We start from the raw sequence: 18,039 nt of genomic DNA, 5'->3' as shown, positions 1-18,039 counted from the left end.
CTAATGGTCTTCGGCCGGAGTATCGGGCAAGGTGCGGGCGCGCAGTGCGGTGGCCGCAACGCCGCTGGCCACGATCACTGCAATACCCAACCAGCCCATGGGCGCTATATGGTCGCCGAACAAGGTCAGGCTGAAGATGGAGGCAAACACGATGCCCGAGTACTGCATGCTGGCCACCACCAGCGTGGAGCCCTGGCTGTAGGCGCGGGTCATGCTCCATTGGCCCAGCGACGCCAGCACGCCGATGGGTATCACCCAGGCAGCGTCTTGCCAGCGCACTTCGGACCAGGGCGTGGTCGGTGTGAGCAACATGCCGACAGCACCGACCAGGGTTGTGCCGACGGAAAAGTAGAACACGGTGCGCTCTTCGGTCTCGCCGGCTTTGCCCAGGGCCGTCACCTGCATGTACGCCAGCGCAGAGCCAATACCGGAAAGCAGACCCACAACGCCGGCAAATAGCTGGTCGTGGTCTATGGTGGGCCGCAGCGTCAGCACAACGCCACCGAAGCCCGCCAGCACGGTGACCAGCAAGGGGCCTTGCTTTTCAGCCTTGCCGTACAGCAGTGAGCCGCCCACGATGAACGCAGCAATCCATACACCGCTCATGTAATTCAGCGTCATGGCGGTAGCCAGGGGAAGGTGGGCAATGCCATAAAACCATGAGCCCATGGAGATGACGCCTACCGTGCTGCGCGTCACATGCATCATGGGTACCGCGGTGCGCAGACTGGCGCCGCGCGCGCGCACCACCACGGCCATGAAGACCATGCTGACCAATCCCCGGTAGAAGATGACCTCGGGCGTTCCGAAGCTGTGCGATGCGAACTTGATTCCCACCGCCATCGAGGCGAAGAAGAACGACGCCGCGATCATCCATAGGGCCTGCACTAGGCGATGGTTCCCATGGTGTTGCGGTACCAGGCGTGGAAATGCTGCATGCCGTCTTCCATGGGGCTTTGGTAGGGGCCGACTTCGTTGTCGCCACGCGCCAGAAGGGCTGCGCGCCCGGCATCCATGCGCTCGCCGATCTCGTCGTCCTCGATGCAGGTTTCCATATAGGCGGCCTGCTGGGCTTCGACGAACTCGCGCTCGAATGCGGCAATTTCCTCGGGGTAGTAGAACTCCACCATGTTCATGGTCTTGTTCACGCCCATGGGGTGCAGGGTGGAGACCGTCAGCACATGCGGGTACCACTCCACCATGATGTGCGGGTAGTAGGTGAGCCAGATGGCGCCGTATTCCGGTGGCACGTTGTTGCGGTAGTTCAGCAAGGCCTTGTGCCAGCGCTCGTACACTGGGCTGCCGGATTTGCGCAGGGCATCGGCCACGCCCACGGTCTGCACCGAGTAGTTGTCCTTGAATTCCCAGCGCAGGTCGTCACAGGTGACGAACTTACCCAGACCGGGATGGAACGGTCCGACGTGGTAGTCCTCCAAATAGACCTCAATGAAGGTCTTCCAGTTGTAGTTGCACTCGTGCATCTCTACGCGGTCCAGCACGTAGCCGTCAAAGCTGAGCTCGGCACGCGGGCCCATGTTGGCCAGTTGCGCGTTGACATCGACGCCGTTCTGTTCGAACAGCAGGCCGTTCCACTCCTGCAGCTTGTAGTTGTTGAGGTTCAGGCAGGGGTCGTGGGTGAAGTGGGGCGCACCCAGCAGTGTGCCTGCCGGTGACATGCCGTTGCCACTGTGCGCGCCGCTGTAGGTCCAGCGGTGCAGGGGGCAGACGATGTTGCCGTTGGCCGCACCCTTGGCGTCGTGGGTGAGTGAGCCGCGACCCTTGAGCATCACTGCCTGGCGGTGACGGCATACGCTGGAAATCAGTTCGATTCCCGAAGCGTTGCGCACCAGCGCCCGGCCTTCGCCTTCCTGCGGCAGGGCGTAGTAATCCCCCTGGTTGGGCACGCTGAGCGCATGGCCCACGTAGCGCGGGCCATTCTGGAAGATGGTTTGCATCTCCCGGGCATAGAGCTCGGAATCGAAATAGCTCGAAACAGGCAGCTGAGTCAGATATTTTTCCGGTTTTGCCGGAACCCGCATGGATACTACGTTTGCGGGATGTTTCACGCCTTGGGGCGCGTCGCCTTTGTACAGGTTTTGCACAATTCTCGGTCTTTCTTTACGCAAAAAAACCCCAGAGTGTTGGGGTTTCAAAGTTAAAGGCAGCTACCTCGAGAGCTGCCGGGCCCGCGATTTTACCCTGCCGTGCGGGATTTGGCCGGAAAAATTGTGCACTCAGAGTAAAGGTGCGGGCATGGTCTGGCTCATGCCTGACACAATCTCGCCCATGGCGATGGCCTGAGCCGACTGCAAAACCCGGGTCATGGGGTGTTTGCTCCGACGCAGCCCGAATTCGCGCGCATCCACGCTGAAGCTGGTGAAACCCGGCGTGACTTCCCATTCGGAAGTAGTCAGTCCGAACAGCTGGTGTGCCATCTCGGTCATGGCGATGGAAAAGGACGCCGACAGAGGGGACTCCAGCGCAATACCGGCCTGATCCAGACTGCGCAGCGCGACCTTCCAGCCAGTGTTGTACAAAAGTCCGGCAATGTAGCCTTCAATGCTTTGCAGCCCGGCCGAGGGTGACAGTGCCGCCGCGTGCTGCGCCACCAACTCGGAGTGTTCCCACAGTCGCTCCTCCATGTCTGCCAGCTTGGGGTTGGAAGTCGTTTGCAGAATGGGTTTGAGCACCACGCGTGCGATGGCAGTCTGCAGACCCGTTGAACCAATGAGCGTGATGGCCTGCATCAGGGTGGCAACTTCTTCCTGGGAGCGGTAATACGGGCTGTTGGCCAGGCGCATAACCTCTGCAGTGAGCTTGGCGTCCTTGGACACCCTTTCGGCAACCGCTCTCTTTGGCAACGCGCTTTCCCGCATCAGAGCGATCAGCTGGGGTACCAGGGCGTTGGCCCGCGGTAGAAGATTCTGGGGGATGGTGGGCAACGCCAGCGTCTTCTTGACGGCCTCCAATGCGCGAAGCTCCTGAAAGGACGATTCGATCTCCTGCAAAGGTTCGACATCCAGCAGCCAGGGGAGGAAGTCCGGCACATCCTCTGGCAAGGAAGGTATCTCGTTTCGAGGTTCCATGGGCTGGGCAGCAGCAGCGGGGGCAATTTCCTGCTTTTTCTTGACCGGGCGAATCCAGGAAAACCAGTTCATGGAAAGACGAAGAGAGTGGTGCTTGCCGGGTGGGACATGGTGAAGAACAGTGTAGCAATAGGTTACTGACCAGCTCCACAGCCATTGAAATTCGTCAGGGGCGTCCTGTTTGGAAGGCTAGCGCCTAAAATCGATACTCGCGGATTTGCCGTGACTCCAAATATTCAAGACCATGCCCAAGGCCAGTGCACCACAAACAACCGCATCCGCGTCACCCGCGCCGTCTGAAACCCTGCCACTGCCTGAAAGCTATGAAGATGCCATGCAAGAGCTTGAAGTGCTGGTACGTCGCCTGGAGTCGGGTGAAATGCCCCTGGACCAGTTGCTCAGCGGGTATCAGCGCGGTGCGGCACTGCTGCAGTTTTGCCGAGACAAGCTTGCCGCGGTAGAAGACCAGATCAAGGTGCTGGACGACGGCTCGCTCAAGGCATGGAAGGCTCAGTCATGACGGTTGCGACCATGGCCGTATCCCAAGCCCCGGTGTTTGCCCTGGAACCCTGGATGCGTTCGCGCCTGGAACAGGTGGAACGCGCGCTGGACCGTTGGATCAATGCGGATGAGCCCAAAGGGGTGGGGCATGCAGCGCCTGCTGCTTTGGTGGAAGCCATGCGCTACGCCGTTCTGGATGGTGGCAAACGCCTGCGTCCGCTCCTGGTGCTGGCGGCGCATGAAGCCGTTGCGGCAGATTCAACCCAGGGTGCCGAAGCCGCGTTGCGTGCAGCCTGCGCCGTAGAGCTGATCCATGCCTACTCTTTGGTGCATGACGACATGCCGTGCATGGACAACGACGTGCTGCGCCGTGGCAAGCCCACGGTGCATGTGCAATTTGGTGAGGCCAGTGCCCTGCTGGCAGGAGACGCCTTGCAGGCGCTGGCGTTTGAGCTGTTGACACCGTCTGAAGGTGGTGTGGACTGCGTGACCCAGGCGCGCTTGTGCGCTCTGCTGGCGCGTGCCGCCGGCAGTGGCGGCATGGCTGGCGGTCAGGCGATTGATTTGGCAAGTGTCGGGCACCATCTGAATGAAACCGAGCTGCGTGAAATGCACCAGCTCAAGACAGGCGCCCTGCTGCAGGGAAGTGTGGTGATGGGCGCATACTGTGGCGCACCCTCGCCGGTCGCATTGGCGGCGCTGCAGGACTATGGCGCAGCCGTCGGACTGGCGTTTCAGGTGGTGGACGATATTCTGGATGTCACAGCCGATTCCGCCACCTTGGGCAAGACGGCGGGCAAAGATGCAGACAATGACAAGCCTACCTATGTGTCCCTGATGGGGCTGGAGCGCAGCAAGACCTATGCGCAGGAACTGCTGGTGCAGGCCTTGCATGCCTTGCAACAGAGTGGCCTGACCAATACCCGGGCGCTCGCTGCGCTTGCCGATATGGTGGTGAATCGCGCACACTAGAGCGTAGAACGCGCAGTAGAAAAGAAGAAATCACATGCCGAACCGATCCTATCCCCTGCTTGAGACCATCAACGATCCGGCTGAACTGCGCAAGTTGCCACGGGCGGAGCTGCACACACTGGCTGAAGAGTTGCGGGAGTTCTTGCTCAACAGTGTGGCTACCACGGGCGGACACCTGAGTTCCAACCTGGGCACGGTGGAGTTGACGGTTGCCTTGCACTATGTGTTCAACACACCGCACGACCGTGTGGTGTGGGATGTGGGGCATCAGACCTATCCGCACAAGATTCTCACTGGGCGGCGTGATCGCATGCCCACGCTGCGCCAGTTGGGAGGCTTAAGTGGCTTCCCGCAGCGCTCCGAGAGCGAGTTCGATACCTTCGGTACGGCGCACTCCAGCACATCCATATCAGCGGCATTGGGTATGGCGCTGGCTGCAAAGATCAAGGGCGAGGACCGGCGCGCCATTGCCATCATTGGCGACGGTGCCATGACCGCAGGCATGGCCTTTGAAGCATTGAACAACGGTGGCGTTGCGGACTGCAATTTGCTGGTCATCCTCAACGACAACGACATGAGTATCAGCCCGCCGGTCGGGGCCTTGAACCGCTATCTGGCGCAATTGCTTAGCGGCCAGTTCTATGCGGCAGCCAAGAGTGTGGGCAAGACTGTGCTCAAGGGCGCGCCTCCCCTGTTCGAATTGGCCAAGCGCTTTGAAGAGCATGCCAAGGGCATGGTGGTGCCAGCCACCCTGTTCGAGAAATTCGGCTTTAACTACATAGGCCCCATTGACGGGCATGACCTGGATTCGCTGATTCCCACGCTGGAAAACATCAAGCACCTCAAGGGCCCGCAGTTCCTCCACGTAGTGACCAAGAAGGGCCAGGGCTACAAGCTGGCCGAGGCCGATCCCGTGGCCTACCACGGTCCTGGAAAGTTCGATCCTGCAGTGGGCCTGGTCAAGGCCACAGTACCTGCGCCCATGACCTTTACCCAGGTTTTCGGCCAGTGGCTATGTGATATGGCCGCGGCCGATGATCGACTGGTGGGCATCACGCCCGCCATGCGCGAAGGCTCCGGCATGGTGGAATTTGAGAAGCGCTTTCCCAAGCGCTATTTCGATGTGGGCATTGCCGAACAACACGCAGTGACCTTTGCCGCGGGTCTGGCCACGGAAGGGCTCAAGCCTGTGGTGGCGATCTACTCCACCTTCTTGCAACGCGCCTACGACCAGTTGATTCACGACGTGGCCATTCAAAACCTGCCGGTGGTGTTTGCGCTGGATCGCGCAGGGCTGGTAGGCGCCGATGGTGCCACCCATGCAGGGGCCTACGACATTGCCTTCATGCGTTGCATTCCCAACATGAGCATTGCCTGTCCGGCTGACGAGAACGAGTGCCGCCAGCTGCTCAATACGGCTTATGCACAGAACCACCCCGTGGCGGTGCGCTATCCGCGCGGATCTGGTGCCGGTGTGGCTGTGCAGCCTTCGCTTGAGGGGCTTGCGCTGGGCAAGGGGGTCGTGCGCAAGCAGGGCCAGAAGATTGCCATCCTGGCCTTTGGTACCTTGTTGTACCCGGCACTCAAGGTGGCCGAAGCTCTGGGCATCACGGTGGTGAACATGCGTTGGGTCAAGCCGTTGGATGTGGAGTTGCTGGTTTCCGTGGCCCAGTCTCACCAGGCGCTGGTGACCGTCGAAGAAGGCGCGCTGATGGGCGGTGCCGGTAGCGCGGTGCTGGAGGCCTTGCAGGCGGCAAATCTGGTGCTGCCGGTGCTGCAGCTGGGACTGGAAGACCGGTTCATCGAACACGGGGATCCAGCCAAGCTACTGGCCTTGCAAGGGCTGGACGCTGCCGGAATCGAGGCATCCATTCGCGCCCGCTTTGGTCATTTGCTGCCGGTTGCTGCGCTGGCTGCCTGACCCCCCCGGTAGGTGCGCCCTGCGTAGGCGTCACCTATGGAGCATGCTGACGCTTCAGTGCGTTGGCAAGAACAGGGAAACCGTTTTGATCCCAAGTACCGTGAGCATGAGAGAGCCCAGCAAGTGCACGCACACGGTGCCGATTGCCAGCACGAAACGTTGCTGCATCAACATGAGAACCACTTCCGCAGAGAAGCTGGAGAAGGTGGTCAGCCCGCCCAGAAAGCCGGTGATCAGCAGCAGACGCCATACTGGATCCAGTTGGGGTAGTGCCTGGAAAATAGCCACACACACGCCCACCAGATAGCCACCAATCAAATTGGCCGCCAAGGTGCCCAGCGGGATGACGGTGCCGGGAATGGTCATGGATGTCGGCAGGAACAGCAGGCTCAATTGCCAACGGGCCAGCGCGCCCAGGCTGGCGCCCACGCATATGGCAAGTATGGAAGGCATCATGGCGTCTTGCTTTCTGCACCGTTGGAGTCATAGGGCTGCTGGTTGACGGTGAGGCCTCCGGCAGACAGCTTCTCGGCACTGGCGGGTTTGATACCTTTGACGCGTTTCATCAGGTCGGCCCAGTCCTTGAACGGGCCCGCCTCGCGCGCTTTCAGAATGCGGGCGGTGCTGCTGGGGCCCAGGCCTTTCACGCTGTCGAGTTCAGCCTCATTGGCGCTGTTGATCTCTACCGCCATGGCCGATACGCACAGCGCACAGCACCAGCAGGCCATCAAGTACTTCAACATGGGTCTCAGCTCCGGGACAGCCATTCCACGTATTTGGCAACGCCGGTCTGCACATCCACAAACTGGTGGTCGCAGCCGGTGGCACGCAGTGCGCTCAGGTCGGCCTGGGTATAGCACTGGTATTTGCCGCGCAGCGCATCGGGGAAGGCTATGTACTCGAGCAACCCCTGCTGCACCATGGCGTCCAGCGACAACGCACTTTCACCACGGCTGGCCCGCAGGGTGTTGACCACGGAGCTGGCCACGTCGTTGAAAGGTTGTGCGCGGCCAGAGCCCAGATTGAAGATGCCGCATTGCTCGGGATGGTCAAAGAACCACAGATTGACTGCCACCACGTCATCGATGAAGACGAAGTCGCGCATCTGGCCACCAGGTGCATAGCCGCCGTATTCCCCAAACAGCTTGACCCGTCCCTCGGTCTTGAACTGGTTGAACTGGTGAAAAGCCACACTGGCCATGCGTGCCTTGTGCTGCTCCCGTGGACCGTAGACGTTGAAGTAGCGAAAGCCCACGACCTGGTGCGTGCGGCCCGCCTTGGTGCGCTCAAAGTGCACACCGCATTCGCGGCGCATGCGCTGGTCAAACAGCAGCTTGGAGTAGCCGTACACGTTCAGCGGCGCTTCAAAGGCGGGGTCTTCGCGGAAGGTGTCGGAACCGCCGTAGGTGGCGGCGGACGAGGCATACAACAGCCGGGCGCCGCGCTTCTGGCAGGCCTGGAACAGGTTCCATGACAGGGTGTAGTTGTTACCCATCATGTATTTGCCGTCCTGCTCCATGGTGTCACTGCAGGCACCTTCGTGGAAGACGGCTTCCACCTGGCCGAAATGTCCACCGGCATAGGCGCTGTAGAAGTCATCAGCGTCCACATAGTCGGAGATTTTCAGGTCGGCAATGTTGCGGAACTTGTCGCCCAGGGTGAGGTCGTCCACGGCGATGACGTCGTCAATGCCACGGGCGTTCAGGCCTTTGATGATGTTGCTGCCAATGAACCCGGCAGCTCCGGTTACAACGATGCGGGTCATGCAAATAGTTCCTCGTAAGACACGGTAGCCGTTCCAAATTTGCCCACCACGATACCACCGGCGCGGTTGGCCAGGGGCATGGCTTCGCGCAGGCTCATGCCAGCGCCCACCAGCACGGCCATGGTGGCGATGACGGTGTCACCGGCACCTGTGACGTCGAACACTTCGCGGGCCTGTGCGCTCACGTTGAGTTCGCCGTTGGCGTCAAACAAGGTCATGCCTTCTTCGCTACGCGTGAGCAAGACGGCATCCAGATGCAGTTGTGTGCGCAGATTATGTGCCTTGGTGCGTAGATCGGCTTCGTCATTCCAGTGTCCGATCACTTGCTGCAGCTCAGCGCGGTTGGGGGTAATGATGGTGGCGTTCTGGTAGCGCGCATAGTCGCTGCCCTTGGGATCTACCAGTATCGGCTTGCCCAAGGCGCGGGCGCGCGAAATCATGTCCACTACATGGGCCAGACCACCCTTGCCGTAGTCGGAGAACAGAACGGCATTGTGCGCGGGCAATATGCTTTCAAAGGTCGCGGTTTGGCCGGCCAGGATTTCATTCTTGGGCGTGTTCTCGAAGTCTAGGCGGATGAGCTGCTGCTGCCTGCCGATGACGCGGAGCTTGACGGTGGTCTTGAGGTCGGCATCGCGGCCGAAATAGGTTTCGATGCCGGTGTTGGCGACCAGGTCTTCCAGGTGGTGACTGGCGTCATCGTCCCCGACCACGGTCAGCAGACTTGCATGCGCACCCAGACTCACGGCGTTGTAGGCCACGTTGGCGGCACCGCCAGCGCGCTCCTCTTCACGGGTCACGCGCACCACGGGCACCGGTGCCTCAGGGCTGATGCGGTCCACCGCACCGTACCAATAGCGGTCCAGCATCACGTCGCCCACGACGAGGACGCGGGCCTTGGCAATTTGTTCTTTTGTAATGGTCATCAACGACACCAGTCTTGTCTAAAGTTCTTCCACTCGCAGAGCCGGATAGCTGTCCCACGCCTGGCATCCCGGGCATTGCCAGAAGTGCCGTTTGGCTTCAAAGCCGCAGGCCGCACAGCGATAGCGGGTAAGGGGTTTGACGGCATGGTCCAGCGCGCGCTGCACCTGAGGGTGAAACTGTTCGTGCTCCAGCTTTTCGCCGGCAATCCATTTGGCCGCGGCTACCAGCGAGGGCTCTTTTTCGAGGTGACGCGCATACCACTGACGCGCGGTGACGGCGTTGTCACCATTGGCCGCCTCCAGGTTGACGATGGCATCCAGCACGTCGATGCAGGCGCTTTGTTCGTAACGTGTCTTGAGCAGTGCCAGCGCCGGAGCAATGGCGTGCGCGGCAATGGCTGCGTCTGCCAGCATGGGGGCGATCAGGGGTGTTGCAGCCGGTGATTGCAGCATGGCCTCGGTCAGCGTGGCCAGGGCTGCTTCGTGGTTTCCCTGAGCGCGTTGCAGGGTGGCCAGATCCATGCGCGGACGGGGCGCCTGGGGCGCGGTTTCCATCGCTTGGCGCAGCAAGGACATGGCCTCGGCGGGCTGTTGCGCCGTTATCTGTGCTGCTGCCTGTTCGCACAGGTAATGCGCTTGTCGGCCAGCAAAACTTCCTTGGCCTGCCGCTTCGAGCTTGCTGGCAATGCCTGCTGCATGCTCCCAGTCGCGAGAGCGCTCGTAATTAGCCAGCAGGGCCAGTCGTGCCTGGGCCTCAAATCGCGTGCCCTCGAGCTTGAGCAAGGCCTCTTCGGCACGATCGAGCAGACCGGCCTTGAGGTAGTCCAGGGCCAGTGCGTGCTGGGCGCGGTGGCGGTCGTCTGCAACCAGGTCGCCACGCGAAAGCAGATGCTGGTGCACGCGCACCGCACGCTCATACTCACCACGGCGGCGAAACAGGTTGCCCAACGCGAAGTGCAATTCGGAGGTGTCCGGATCACTTTGTACCGCCTCGATGAAGGCGTCAATGGCCTGGTCCTGCTGCTCATTGAGCAGAAAATTCAGACCCTTGAAATAGGCCTTTGGCGCCTGGCGGCTTTCCAGGCGCAACTGGCGCAGATCCAGGCGAGAGGCCAGCCACCCTAACAGAAACACTACTGGTAATGCCAGCAGCAACAAGCTGAAATCAAACTCCATGGAGGTTCGAGTCGCTGTAGTCCGAGACTGCGGAGGCTGCTGCAACAGGCTTCTTTGCCGGCGCTTCGGCAGGCGGTTGTACGACGGCCTGGGTGCTGCGGTGCTGGCGCCACCAGCGCGGAGCCATGCCCAGTACCCCGATCAGCACACCGAGCGCGAAAGCGCCCAAGACGACGAGCACCATGGGCGCGGTCCACTTCTGTCCGAAGAAGAAGCGCACCGTCACGTCGCCCTGGTTATTGAGTGCGAATGCGAACAGGGTAAAAAAAATGGCTGCTTTAAGTGTCCACTTAAAGAGCCATGCAATTGGTTTCATTGATCTCCTCGGGGCTGAGGTGATTCTACTAGCCGGGGGTCAAGCCTTGCGCCTGGCTTCCAGCACCAGTTCCATTTCGGCGGTGCGTTGGTCCACTGCTTCACGCAGAGCCTTGCCGGGTTTGAAATGCGGCACCCGCTTTTCAGGAATGGCCACACTTTCGCCGCTGCGCGGATTGCGTCCGATGCGGGGAGGGCGGCGGTTGATGGAGAAGCTGCCAAAGCCACGGATTTCTATGCGGTGTCCACGTACCAGCGCGTCGTTCATGGCGTCCAGAATGGCCTTGACGGCAAACTCGGCGTCGCGGTGGGTCAGTTGACCGAAACGATTGGCCAGTTCTTCAACGAGGTCGGAGCGGGTCATCTGTGGGTGCAATAGGTAGGGGTAAGAAAAAACGACCGGTGCAAATACCGCACCGGCCGTTCAATCGGTCAACAGCTAAAGATTAGTTGTTGTCCAGCTTGGCGCGCAGCAGGGCGCCCAGGCTGGTCGTACCAGCATTTTCGCGAGCCGACTGTTGGCTCAGGGATTGCATGGCTTCGTTCTGGTCAGCCATGTCCTTGGCCTTGATGGACAACTGGATGTTGCGGGTCTTGCGATCCACATTCACCACCACAGCGGTCACTTCGTCGCCTTCCTTCAGCACGTTGCGAGCGTCTTCCACGCGGTCGCGGCTGATTTCGGAGGCACGCAGGTAACCGATGATGTCATCACCCAGGTCGATCTCAGCGCCCTTGGCGTCAACGGTCTTGACCTTACCGGTAACGGTCTGGCCCTTGTCGTTGATCGACACGAAGGTGGTGAAAGGATCGGAGTCGAGTTGTTTGATGCCCAGGGAGATGCGTTCGCGGTCCACATCCACAGCCAGCACCAGAGCTTCCACTTCCTGGCCCTTCTTGTATTCGCGCACGGCGGTTTCGCCGGGCTCGTTCCAGGACAGGTCGGACAGGTGCACCAGGCCGTCGATACCGGCAGCCAGACCCACGAACACGCCGAAGTCGGTGATCGACTTGATCGGGCCCTTGACGCGGTCGCCGCGCTTGGTGTTCTGGGCAAATTCTTGCCAGGGGTTGGCCTTGCATTGCTTCATGCCCAGGGAGATGCGACGCTTGTCTTCGTCGATTTCCAGAACCATGACTTCGACTTCGTCACCCAGGGCAACGATCTTGGAAGGCGCAACGTTCTTGTTGGTCCAGTCCATTTCGGACACGTGCACCAGACCTTCGATGCCGGGTTCGAGTTCCACAAACGCGCCGTAGTCGGCGATGTTGGTGATCTTGCCGAACATGCGGGTACCTTGGGGGTAGCGGCGGTTGACGCCCATCCAGGGATCGTCGCCCATTTGCTTGAGGCCCAGGGACACGCGGTTCTTTTCGGTGTCGAACTTGAGGATCTTGGCGGTGATTTCCTGACCGGCTTGCACCACTTCAGAGGGATGACGGACACGGCGCCATGCCATGTCAGTGATGTGCAGCAGACCGTCGATGCCGCCCAGGTCCACGAACGCACCGTATTCGGTGATGTTCTTGACCACACCTTGCACCACGGAACCTTCCTTGAGGGTGTGCATCAGCTTGGCGCGTTCTTCGCCCATGGATGCTTCCACCACGGCACGGCGGCTCAGCACCACGTTGTTGCGCTTGCGATCCAGCTTGATGACCTTGAATTCCATGGTCTTGTTTTCGTACGGAGACAGATCCTTGGTAGGACGTGTGTCGACGAGGGAGCCGGGCAGGAAAGCGCGGATGCCATTGACCAGAACAGTCAGGCCGCCCTTGACCTTGCCTGAGGTGGTGCCGGTGACGAATTCGCCGGATTCCAGGGCCTTTTCCAGGCTCATCCAGGAAGCCAGACGCTTGGCCTTGTCGCGGGAGAGGATGGTGTCGCCATAGCCGTTTTCAACGGAGTCGATGGCCACGGACACGAAGTCGCCAACCTGGACTTCGATTTCGCCCTTGTCACTCTTGAACTCTTCGATTGGCACGTAGGCTTCGGACTTGAGTCCGGCGTTGACAACGACGAAGCTGTGCTCGATACGAACTACTTCAGCGGTGATCACTTCACCTGTACGCATCTCGGAGCGTTGCAGGGATTCTTCAAATAGGGCTGCGAAAGATTCAGACATGTAGTTTGTGGTTTGCACCACGGGGTTAAGTTATCGATCCCCTTGGCCAGTGCGCTGCCGCGCGAGGCGAGCCTTGGGGGCCACGCAAAGGCGTGAGCCTTTGCTTTTCCGGTTCAACCCTTCAGGCGGACCTGAAAGGCTGCTTGCCTTGCCACCACTCCAACACGATTTCGACGGATTTTTCGACCGTCAGATCCGAGTTGTCGAGCAGCTTGGCATCCTCAGCCGGCTTCAAAGGTGCAACGCTGCGGGTTGTGTCCCGCGCATCGCGCGCTTCCAAGTCGGCACGAAGGTCTTGTAGTGTAGCTGAAATTCCCTTTGAAATCAACTGCTTATATCTGCGTTCCGCGCGGCATGCGGCGCTGGCGGTGAGAAACACCTTGAGCGGGGCAGTCGGGAAAATGACGGTTCCCATGTCGCGCCCATCGGCAACCAGGCCGGGCAACTTGCGGAAATTACGCTGGAAGTCGACCAGGGCCTCTCGCACCATGGGAAAAGCGGAGACCTTGGACGCATTCATGCCCGCTTCTTCGGTACGGATGGCATCGCTCACGTCTTCGCTGCCGTCGGAGGATTGCAGCAGGATGCGGCTGCCCTCAAAGCGGATGGGCAGGGCGCGCACGATGGCCGCAATGCGCTCCTGGTTGGCAACTTCCAACGAAATTCCGGCGCGCGTCGCAACCAGCCCGGTGATGCGGTAGAGCGAGCCGGAGTCCAGGAAGTGGTAGCCCAGAATCCGCGCCAATTCGGCCGCCAATGTTCCTTTGCCGGACGCCGTGGGGCCGTCCATGCACAGTACCGGGATGCGCTGCGTGTCTGCGTGAGCCACCGAAAACAGCGTTTCGAAGTAGTCGGGAAAGGTCTTTGCCACACACTTGGGGTCTTCAATGCGCACCGGCAACCCGGCCGGGTTGAAGGCAGCCAATGAAAAACACATGGCAACCCGGTGGTCGTCATAGGTGTGAATGGTTCCGGCCTTCCAATGACCCGCATCTGCCGGTGGCGTCACGCGGATGAAGTCGGCACCTTCTTCCACCGAGGCGCCCAGCTTGCGCAATTCAGTCGCCATGGCCGCAATGCGATCCGTTTCCTTGACGCGCCAGCTGGCGATATTGCGTAAGGTGGTTGTGCCACGGGCGTACAAGGCCATGACAGCCAAAGTCATGGCGGCATCCGGGATGTGGTTGCAGTCCAGGTCAATGGCCTTCAGAGGCCAGGAACCGCGGCGGATATTCAGCCAGTTGGGGCCGCTTTCAATCAGTGCGCCCATCTTCTGGGCGGCTTCCATGAAGCGGATGTCACCTTGAATGGAGTCGGCACCCACACCTTGCACGCGAATGCCGTTGTTGCCCGGCGTACCCGAGGCTATGGCGCCAAGGGCGATGAAATAGCTGGCGCTGGACGCGTCTGCTTCCACGTGCAGGTCACCGGGTGAGCGCAACTTGCAGCCAGCCGGAATAGTGAAGCGCTGCCAACCATCGCGCTGAACCTGTACACCGAATCGGGACAACAGGTTAAGCGTGATCTCGATGTAGGGCCGCGAGATCAGTTCACCTAAGACCTCGATGACGATGTCTTTTTGCGCCACCAGGGGCAGCGCCATCAGCAGCGCCGTCAAGAACTGGCTGGATACATCGCCGCGTACCCGAATGGGCTGATCCAGACACAGAGTGGGCTGGCCGATGTGAAGCGGCGGAAAGCCATCCTGACCCAGGTAATCGATGTGGCATCCAAGTTGGCGCAGTGCATCCACCAGATCACCAATGGGGCGCTCATGCATGCGCGGAATGCCACCCAGTTCAAAGTCGCCACCCAGTACAGCCAAAGCCGCCGTGAGCGGGCGCATTGCTGTGCCGGCGTTGCCCAGGAACAGCTTGGCTTGGGCATTGAGCAGCTTGCCGCCCAGACCGGTGATCTCCACCGTGCTGCCGCTTTGGTTGATCTGGCACCCCAGTGTCCGGAGTGCCACCAGCATCACGCGGGTGTCGTCACTGTCCAGCAGATCGTGGATGGCGGTCTTGCCCTCGCACAGGGCCGCCAGTAGCAACACCCGGTTGGAGATGCTCTTGGAGCCGGGCAGGGTGACGGTGCCGGAAGCTCCGCGTAGCGGGGGGAGGTCGAGAAAGGCGGTGGAAAACATCAGGATTTGTTTCTGGAGTTCATGCTCCATTGGGCGCGGGTCAGGCTGGCCTGTTCAATCAGACTTTCCAGACCTTGGGCATCGCTGCTGGAAATCATGGCTTCCAGCGCCTGCAGGCTGCGTTGAAAAAGCTGGCTTTGCGCCAGCAACTCTTCCCGGTTGGACAGCAAGATGTCGCGCCAGACTTTGGGCTCGCTGGCCGCAATGCGGGTGAAGTCCCGAAAGCCGGGGCCGGCCAGGGACAGGTATTCCTTACCTTGAGGTTGGCCGGATATGGCGTTCATGAGCGCAAAGGCAATCAGATGCGGCAGGTGGCTGACTGACGCGAAGGCAGCGTCGTGTTGCTCCGGTGACATGGTCTGCACGTTGCAACCCAGGCGGCTCCAGACTTCGATGGCCTTTTGCAGCTGCGGCGCCGCAGTGCGTTCAGTGGGAGTGAGGATGACCTGCTTGCCGACGTACAGGTCGGGATCGGAGTGTTCCACACCGGAAACTTCCTTGCCTGCAATCGGATGGGCTGGCACAAACAAATCCACGTGCTCACGCAGGGCGCGCCGGGCGGCATCCACCACATCGCGTTTGGTCGATCCCACGTCCATGATCAGCATGTCGGGCGTGACCAAGTGCTTGATGGCCTTGAAGCTGGCTTCTGTGGCTGCCACCGGCACGGCAATCAAGACAATGTCTGCTCCAGAGACTGCCAGCAGCGCAGAGGGCGCTTCGATATCGATGATGCCCATCTTGCGGGCGCGCTCGGTGGTGCTGGGCGATTTGCTGTATCCCACCACGCGTTTGACCAACCCGGCATTCTTCAGCGCCAGGGCGAAAGATCCGCCCATCAGGCCGCATCCGATCAATCCAAGCTGTTCAAACATGTGCGTTCCTGTGTCGGCTAGTCGGCAAGTGGGTAGGTGCCCAGCACTTTGTAGAAAGCACAAATACCACGCAGGTCCTGCAAGGCGGCAGCGACATTGGGCTCGGACGGATGGCCTTGCAGATCAATGTAGAAAAAGTACTCCCACTGGCCGGAGCGGGCCGGGCGGGATTCAAAGCGTGTCATGGATACGCCATGCTCCTTGAGCGGCACCAGCATGTCGTGCACCGCACCGGGACGGTTGGGCACAGACACAACCAGGCTGGTGCAGTCCTTGCCGGAGGCCTGGGGTGCCGGCATGACGGCAGGCAGGCAGACCATGACAAAACGTGTACGGTTGAAGGCCTCGTCCTGAATGGCTTGTGCTGCCGTGTGCAGACCGAACTCGGCTCCGGCACGCTCACTGGCAATGGCGGCCCAGGCCGGGTTGGCGGCTGCCAGGCGCGCGCCTTCAGCATTGCTGGATACGGCCCTGCGCTCGGCATTGGGCAGGTGCGTGCTGAGCCACTGCTGGCACTGCGCCAGGGCCTGCGGATGGGCCAGCACGACTTCGATGTTCTCCAGCGAAGCCTGGGTGCGCAGCAAATGGTGACGCACCAGCAGGCTGATTTCGCCGACGATGTGCAGCGGTGAGTTCAGCAGCAGATCAAGCGAGCGCGTCACCACGCCTTCGGTACTGTTCTCCACCGGGATGACGCCGAACTCCGCTGCGCCCGAGGACGCAGCATGGAACACTTCGTCAAAATTGGCACAGGGCACGTGCTGGATGCTGGAGCCAAAGAAGCGCAGGGCTGCTTCTTCGCTATACGTGCCCTTGGGGCCCAGGTAGGCCACGCGCTGGGGTGCTTCCAGCGCGCGGCAGGCAGACATGATTTCGCGCCAGATCAGCGCCAGACTGGAGTCCTTGATGGGGCCCTTGTTGGCACTCTGCACACCATGGATGACCTGGGCTTCGCGCTCAGGACGGAAGACGGCAGAACCTTCGGCGCGCTTGATTTCACCCACTTCGTTGGCCAAGGAGGCGCGGCGGTTGAGGGCTGCTAACAGCTCCTGGTCTACAGCGTCGATCAGGACGCGCAATTCGGAAAGCGTTTTGGCCATAGTGCTCTAACCGTGGGTCCGTTCAAACTCTTGCATATAGGAAACCAGCGCCTGCACACCTTCGAGCGGCATGGCGTTGTAGATGCTGGCGCGCATGCCGCCAACTGACTTGTGCCCCTTGAGCTGGAGCAGGCCAGCGTCCTTGGCGCCGATGAGAAAGGCCTCGTTCAACGACTCGTCGCGCAAGAAGAAAGGCACGTTCATACGTGAGCGGCATTCCTTCTGCACCCTATTGAAATACAGCCCAGACGCATCAATGGTGCGGTACAACAACTCTGCCTTGGCCTTGTTGGCTGCTTCCATGGCCACCACACCACCCTGGCGTTTGAGCCATTGGAAAATCAGCCCCGCCATGTAGATGGCGTAGGTAGGCGGCGTGTTGTACATCGACTGGTTCTTGGCGACGGTCTGGTAGTTGAACGCGCTGGGGCAGATGGCCATTGCATGGCCCAGCAGATCTTCACGTACCACCACCAATGTCAGTCCCGCCGGGCCCAGATTCTTCTGGGCGCCGCCAAAAGCCAATCCCACGCGGCTCCAGTCCACGCCGCGCGAAGCGACATGGGAGGAGAAGTCGATGACCAATTCGGCCTTGGAGCCCAGCGCTTTCAGATCGGGCAGCGTATGGAATTCGATACCGTTGATAGTCTCGTTGGAGCAGATGTGCACATAGCTGGCGCTCTCGCTGAGCTCCCAGGTCTGTGGTGCCGGGATGTGGGTAAAGCCTTCAGACTTGCCACTGGCGGCAATGTGTGCGTTGCAGTACTTGCCAGCTTCCGTAAAAGACTTCTCGCTCCAGCTGCCGGTCAGCACAAAGTCGGCACCGCCGGTTTGCGAAGCGCCTGACCGCAGAGTGCAGAGGTTCAGCGGGACGATGGCGTTTTCGGCCAGTCCGCCGCCTTGCATGAACAGAATTTGGAAGTTGGCTGGCACCGCAAGCAGCTCACGCAGATCGGCCTCCGCCTGCGTGTAGATGGAAATGAATTCCTTGCCACGGTGGCTCATTTCCATCACGCCCATGCCGCAGCGCTTGCCGCTGGCATCCGGCCAGTTGAGCATCTCGTCAGCGGCCTGGGTCAGGACTTCCTGCGGCATGGTCGCAGGTCCGGCGGAAAAGTTGTATGGGCGTTGCATTC

Annotated in this window: 18 protein-coding genes; 3 read left to right on the top strand and 15 right to left on the bottom strand. The window is 60.5% G+C overall.

The features are described from left to right. The 3 genes from AC1RMF_RS08835 to AC1RMF_RS08825 all read right to left on the bottom strand — a co-directional run bounded on the left by AC1RMF_RS08835 (position 1) and on the right by AC1RMF_RS08825 (position 3,158). Positions 1-888 carry a DMT family transporter gene (locus tag AC1RMF_RS08835; protein ID WP_342616936.1) on the bottom strand — a complete coding sequence of 296 codons (888 nt, stop codon included), beginning with the start codon at positions 886-888 and terminating at the stop codon, positions 1-3. Then, positions 888-2,039 (bottom strand): aromatic ring-hydroxylating oxygenase subunit alpha, encoded by a 1,152-nt coding sequence (locus AC1RMF_RS08830; protein ID WP_493141287.1) that lies wholly within the window; start codon positions 2,037-2,039, stop codon positions 888-890. Before AC1RMF_RS08830 ends, AC1RMF_RS08835 begins: the two co-directional genes overlap by 1 nt. A 195-nt stretch (positions 2,040-2,234) precedes the next feature. Further along, entirely contained in the window at positions 2,235-3,158 is a 924-nt protein-coding gene (locus AC1RMF_RS08825; RefSeq protein ID WP_342616937.1) for an HDOD domain-containing protein, read from the bottom strand. 172 nt (positions 3,159-3,330) lie between these two features. Here AC1RMF_RS08825 and AC1RMF_RS08820 point away from each other — a divergent pair, with 172 nt between their 5' ends. Genes AC1RMF_RS08820 through dxs form a run of 3 tightly spaced genes read left to right on the top strand, consistent with a single transcriptional unit; the run spans position 3,331 to position 6,480 of the window. After that, entirely contained in the window at positions 3,331-3,606 is a 276-nt protein-coding gene (locus AC1RMF_RS08820; RefSeq protein ID WP_493141171.1) for an exodeoxyribonuclease VII small subunit, read from the top strand. Beyond that, entirely contained in the window at positions 3,603-4,559 is a 957-nt protein-coding gene (locus tag AC1RMF_RS08815) for a polyprenyl synthetase family protein (RefSeq protein WP_493141170.1), read from the top strand. Before AC1RMF_RS08820 ends, AC1RMF_RS08815 begins: the two co-directional genes overlap by 4 nt. Before the next feature lie 34 nt (positions 4,560-4,593). Next, complete coding sequence (gene dxs / locus AC1RMF_RS08810) at positions 4,594-6,480, top strand: 1-deoxy-D-xylulose-5-phosphate synthase (RefSeq protein ID WP_493141169.1); 1,887 nt, start codon at positions 4,594-4,596, stop codon at positions 6,478-6,480. Between the two features lie 54 nt (positions 6,481-6,534). Here the strand turns inward: dxs and crcB are convergent, their stop codons facing one another. The 12 genes from crcB to serC form a co-directional block, all read right to left on the bottom strand. Further along, the gene (crcB, locus tag AC1RMF_RS08805) at positions 6,535-6,933 is read right to left on the bottom strand and encodes a fluoride efflux transporter CrcB (protein ID WP_342621124.1); all 399 of its coding nucleotides are present in this window, start codon (positions 6,931-6,933) and stop codon (positions 6,535-6,537) included. Then, positions 6,933-7,223 carry a ComEA family DNA-binding protein gene (locus tag AC1RMF_RS08800; protein ID WP_342616940.1) on the bottom strand — a complete coding sequence of 97 codons (291 nt, stop codon included), beginning with the start codon at positions 7,221-7,223 and terminating at the stop codon, positions 6,933-6,935. Before AC1RMF_RS08800 ends, crcB begins: the two co-directional genes overlap by 1 nt. Positions 7,224-7,228: 5 nt before the next feature. Continuing rightward, complete coding sequence (gene rfaD / locus AC1RMF_RS08795; RefSeq protein ID WP_493141168.1) at positions 7,229-8,245, bottom strand: ADP-glyceromanno-heptose 6-epimerase; 1,017 nt, start codon at positions 8,243-8,245, stop codon at positions 7,229-7,231. Continuing rightward, positions 8,242-9,171 carry a D-glycero-beta-D-manno-heptose-7-phosphate kinase gene (rfaE1, locus tag AC1RMF_RS08790; protein WP_493141167.1) on the bottom strand — a complete coding sequence of 310 codons (930 nt, stop codon included), beginning with the start codon at positions 9,169-9,171 and terminating at the stop codon, positions 8,242-8,244. The genes rfaD and rfaE1 overlap by 4 nt, the downstream gene beginning before the upstream one ends. Before the next feature lie 18 nt (positions 9,172-9,189). After that, a complete protein-coding gene (gene lapB, locus AC1RMF_RS08785; RefSeq protein ID WP_493141166.1) occupies positions 9,190-10,347 on the bottom strand; it encodes a lipopolysaccharide assembly protein LapB in 1,158 nt (385 codons plus the stop codon). Beyond that, positions 10,337-10,663: a LapA family protein gene (locus tag AC1RMF_RS08780; RefSeq protein ID WP_342616944.1), complete on the bottom strand. Its 327-nt coding sequence runs from the start codon at positions 10,661-10,663 to the stop codon at positions 10,337-10,339. The genes lapB and AC1RMF_RS08780 overlap by 11 nt, the downstream gene beginning before the upstream one ends. A 39-nt stretch (positions 10,664-10,702) precedes the next feature. After that, a complete protein-coding gene (locus tag AC1RMF_RS08775) occupies positions 10,703-11,026 on the bottom strand; it encodes an integration host factor subunit beta (protein ID WP_493141165.1) in 324 nt (107 codons plus the stop codon). Between the two features lie 82 nt (positions 11,027-11,108). Continuing rightward, a complete protein-coding gene (gene rpsA, locus AC1RMF_RS08770) occupies positions 11,109-12,788 on the bottom strand; it encodes a 30S ribosomal protein S1 (RefSeq protein ID WP_342616946.1) in 1,680 nt (559 codons plus the stop codon). Between the two features lie 121 nt (positions 12,789-12,909). Beyond that, entirely contained in the window at positions 12,910-14,928 is a 2,019-nt protein-coding gene (locus AC1RMF_RS08765) for a bifunctional 3-phosphoshikimate 1-carboxyvinyltransferase/cytidylate kinase (RefSeq protein ID WP_493141286.1), read from the bottom strand. Continuing rightward, positions 14,928-15,803 carry a prephenate dehydrogenase gene (locus AC1RMF_RS08760; RefSeq protein ID WP_342616948.1) on the bottom strand — a complete coding sequence of 292 codons (876 nt, stop codon included), beginning with the start codon at positions 15,801-15,803 and terminating at the stop codon, positions 14,928-14,930. The genes AC1RMF_RS08765 and AC1RMF_RS08760 overlap by 1 nt, the downstream gene beginning before the upstream one ends. A gap of 17 nt (positions 15,804-15,820) precedes the next feature. Continuing rightward, on the bottom strand, positions 15,821-16,903 hold the full coding sequence (gene pheA / locus AC1RMF_RS08755; RefSeq protein ID WP_493141164.1) for a prephenate dehydratase: 1,083 nt from the start codon (positions 16,901-16,903) through the stop codon (positions 15,821-15,823). 6 nt (positions 16,904-16,909) lie between these two features. After that, the gene (gene serC / locus AC1RMF_RS08750; protein WP_493141163.1) at positions 16,910-18,037 is read right to left on the bottom strand and encodes a 3-phosphoserine/phosphohydroxythreonine transaminase; all 1,128 of its coding nucleotides are present in this window, start codon (positions 18,035-18,037) and stop codon (positions 16,910-16,912) included. Positions 18,038-18,039: the final 2 nt, after the last annotated feature.

The organism is Rhodoferax sp. GW822-FHT04A08 (assembly GCF_058801025.1).
Note: the sequence above shows the minus strand (reverse complement) of the source record. Positions and strands in the feature narration are given on the sequence as shown.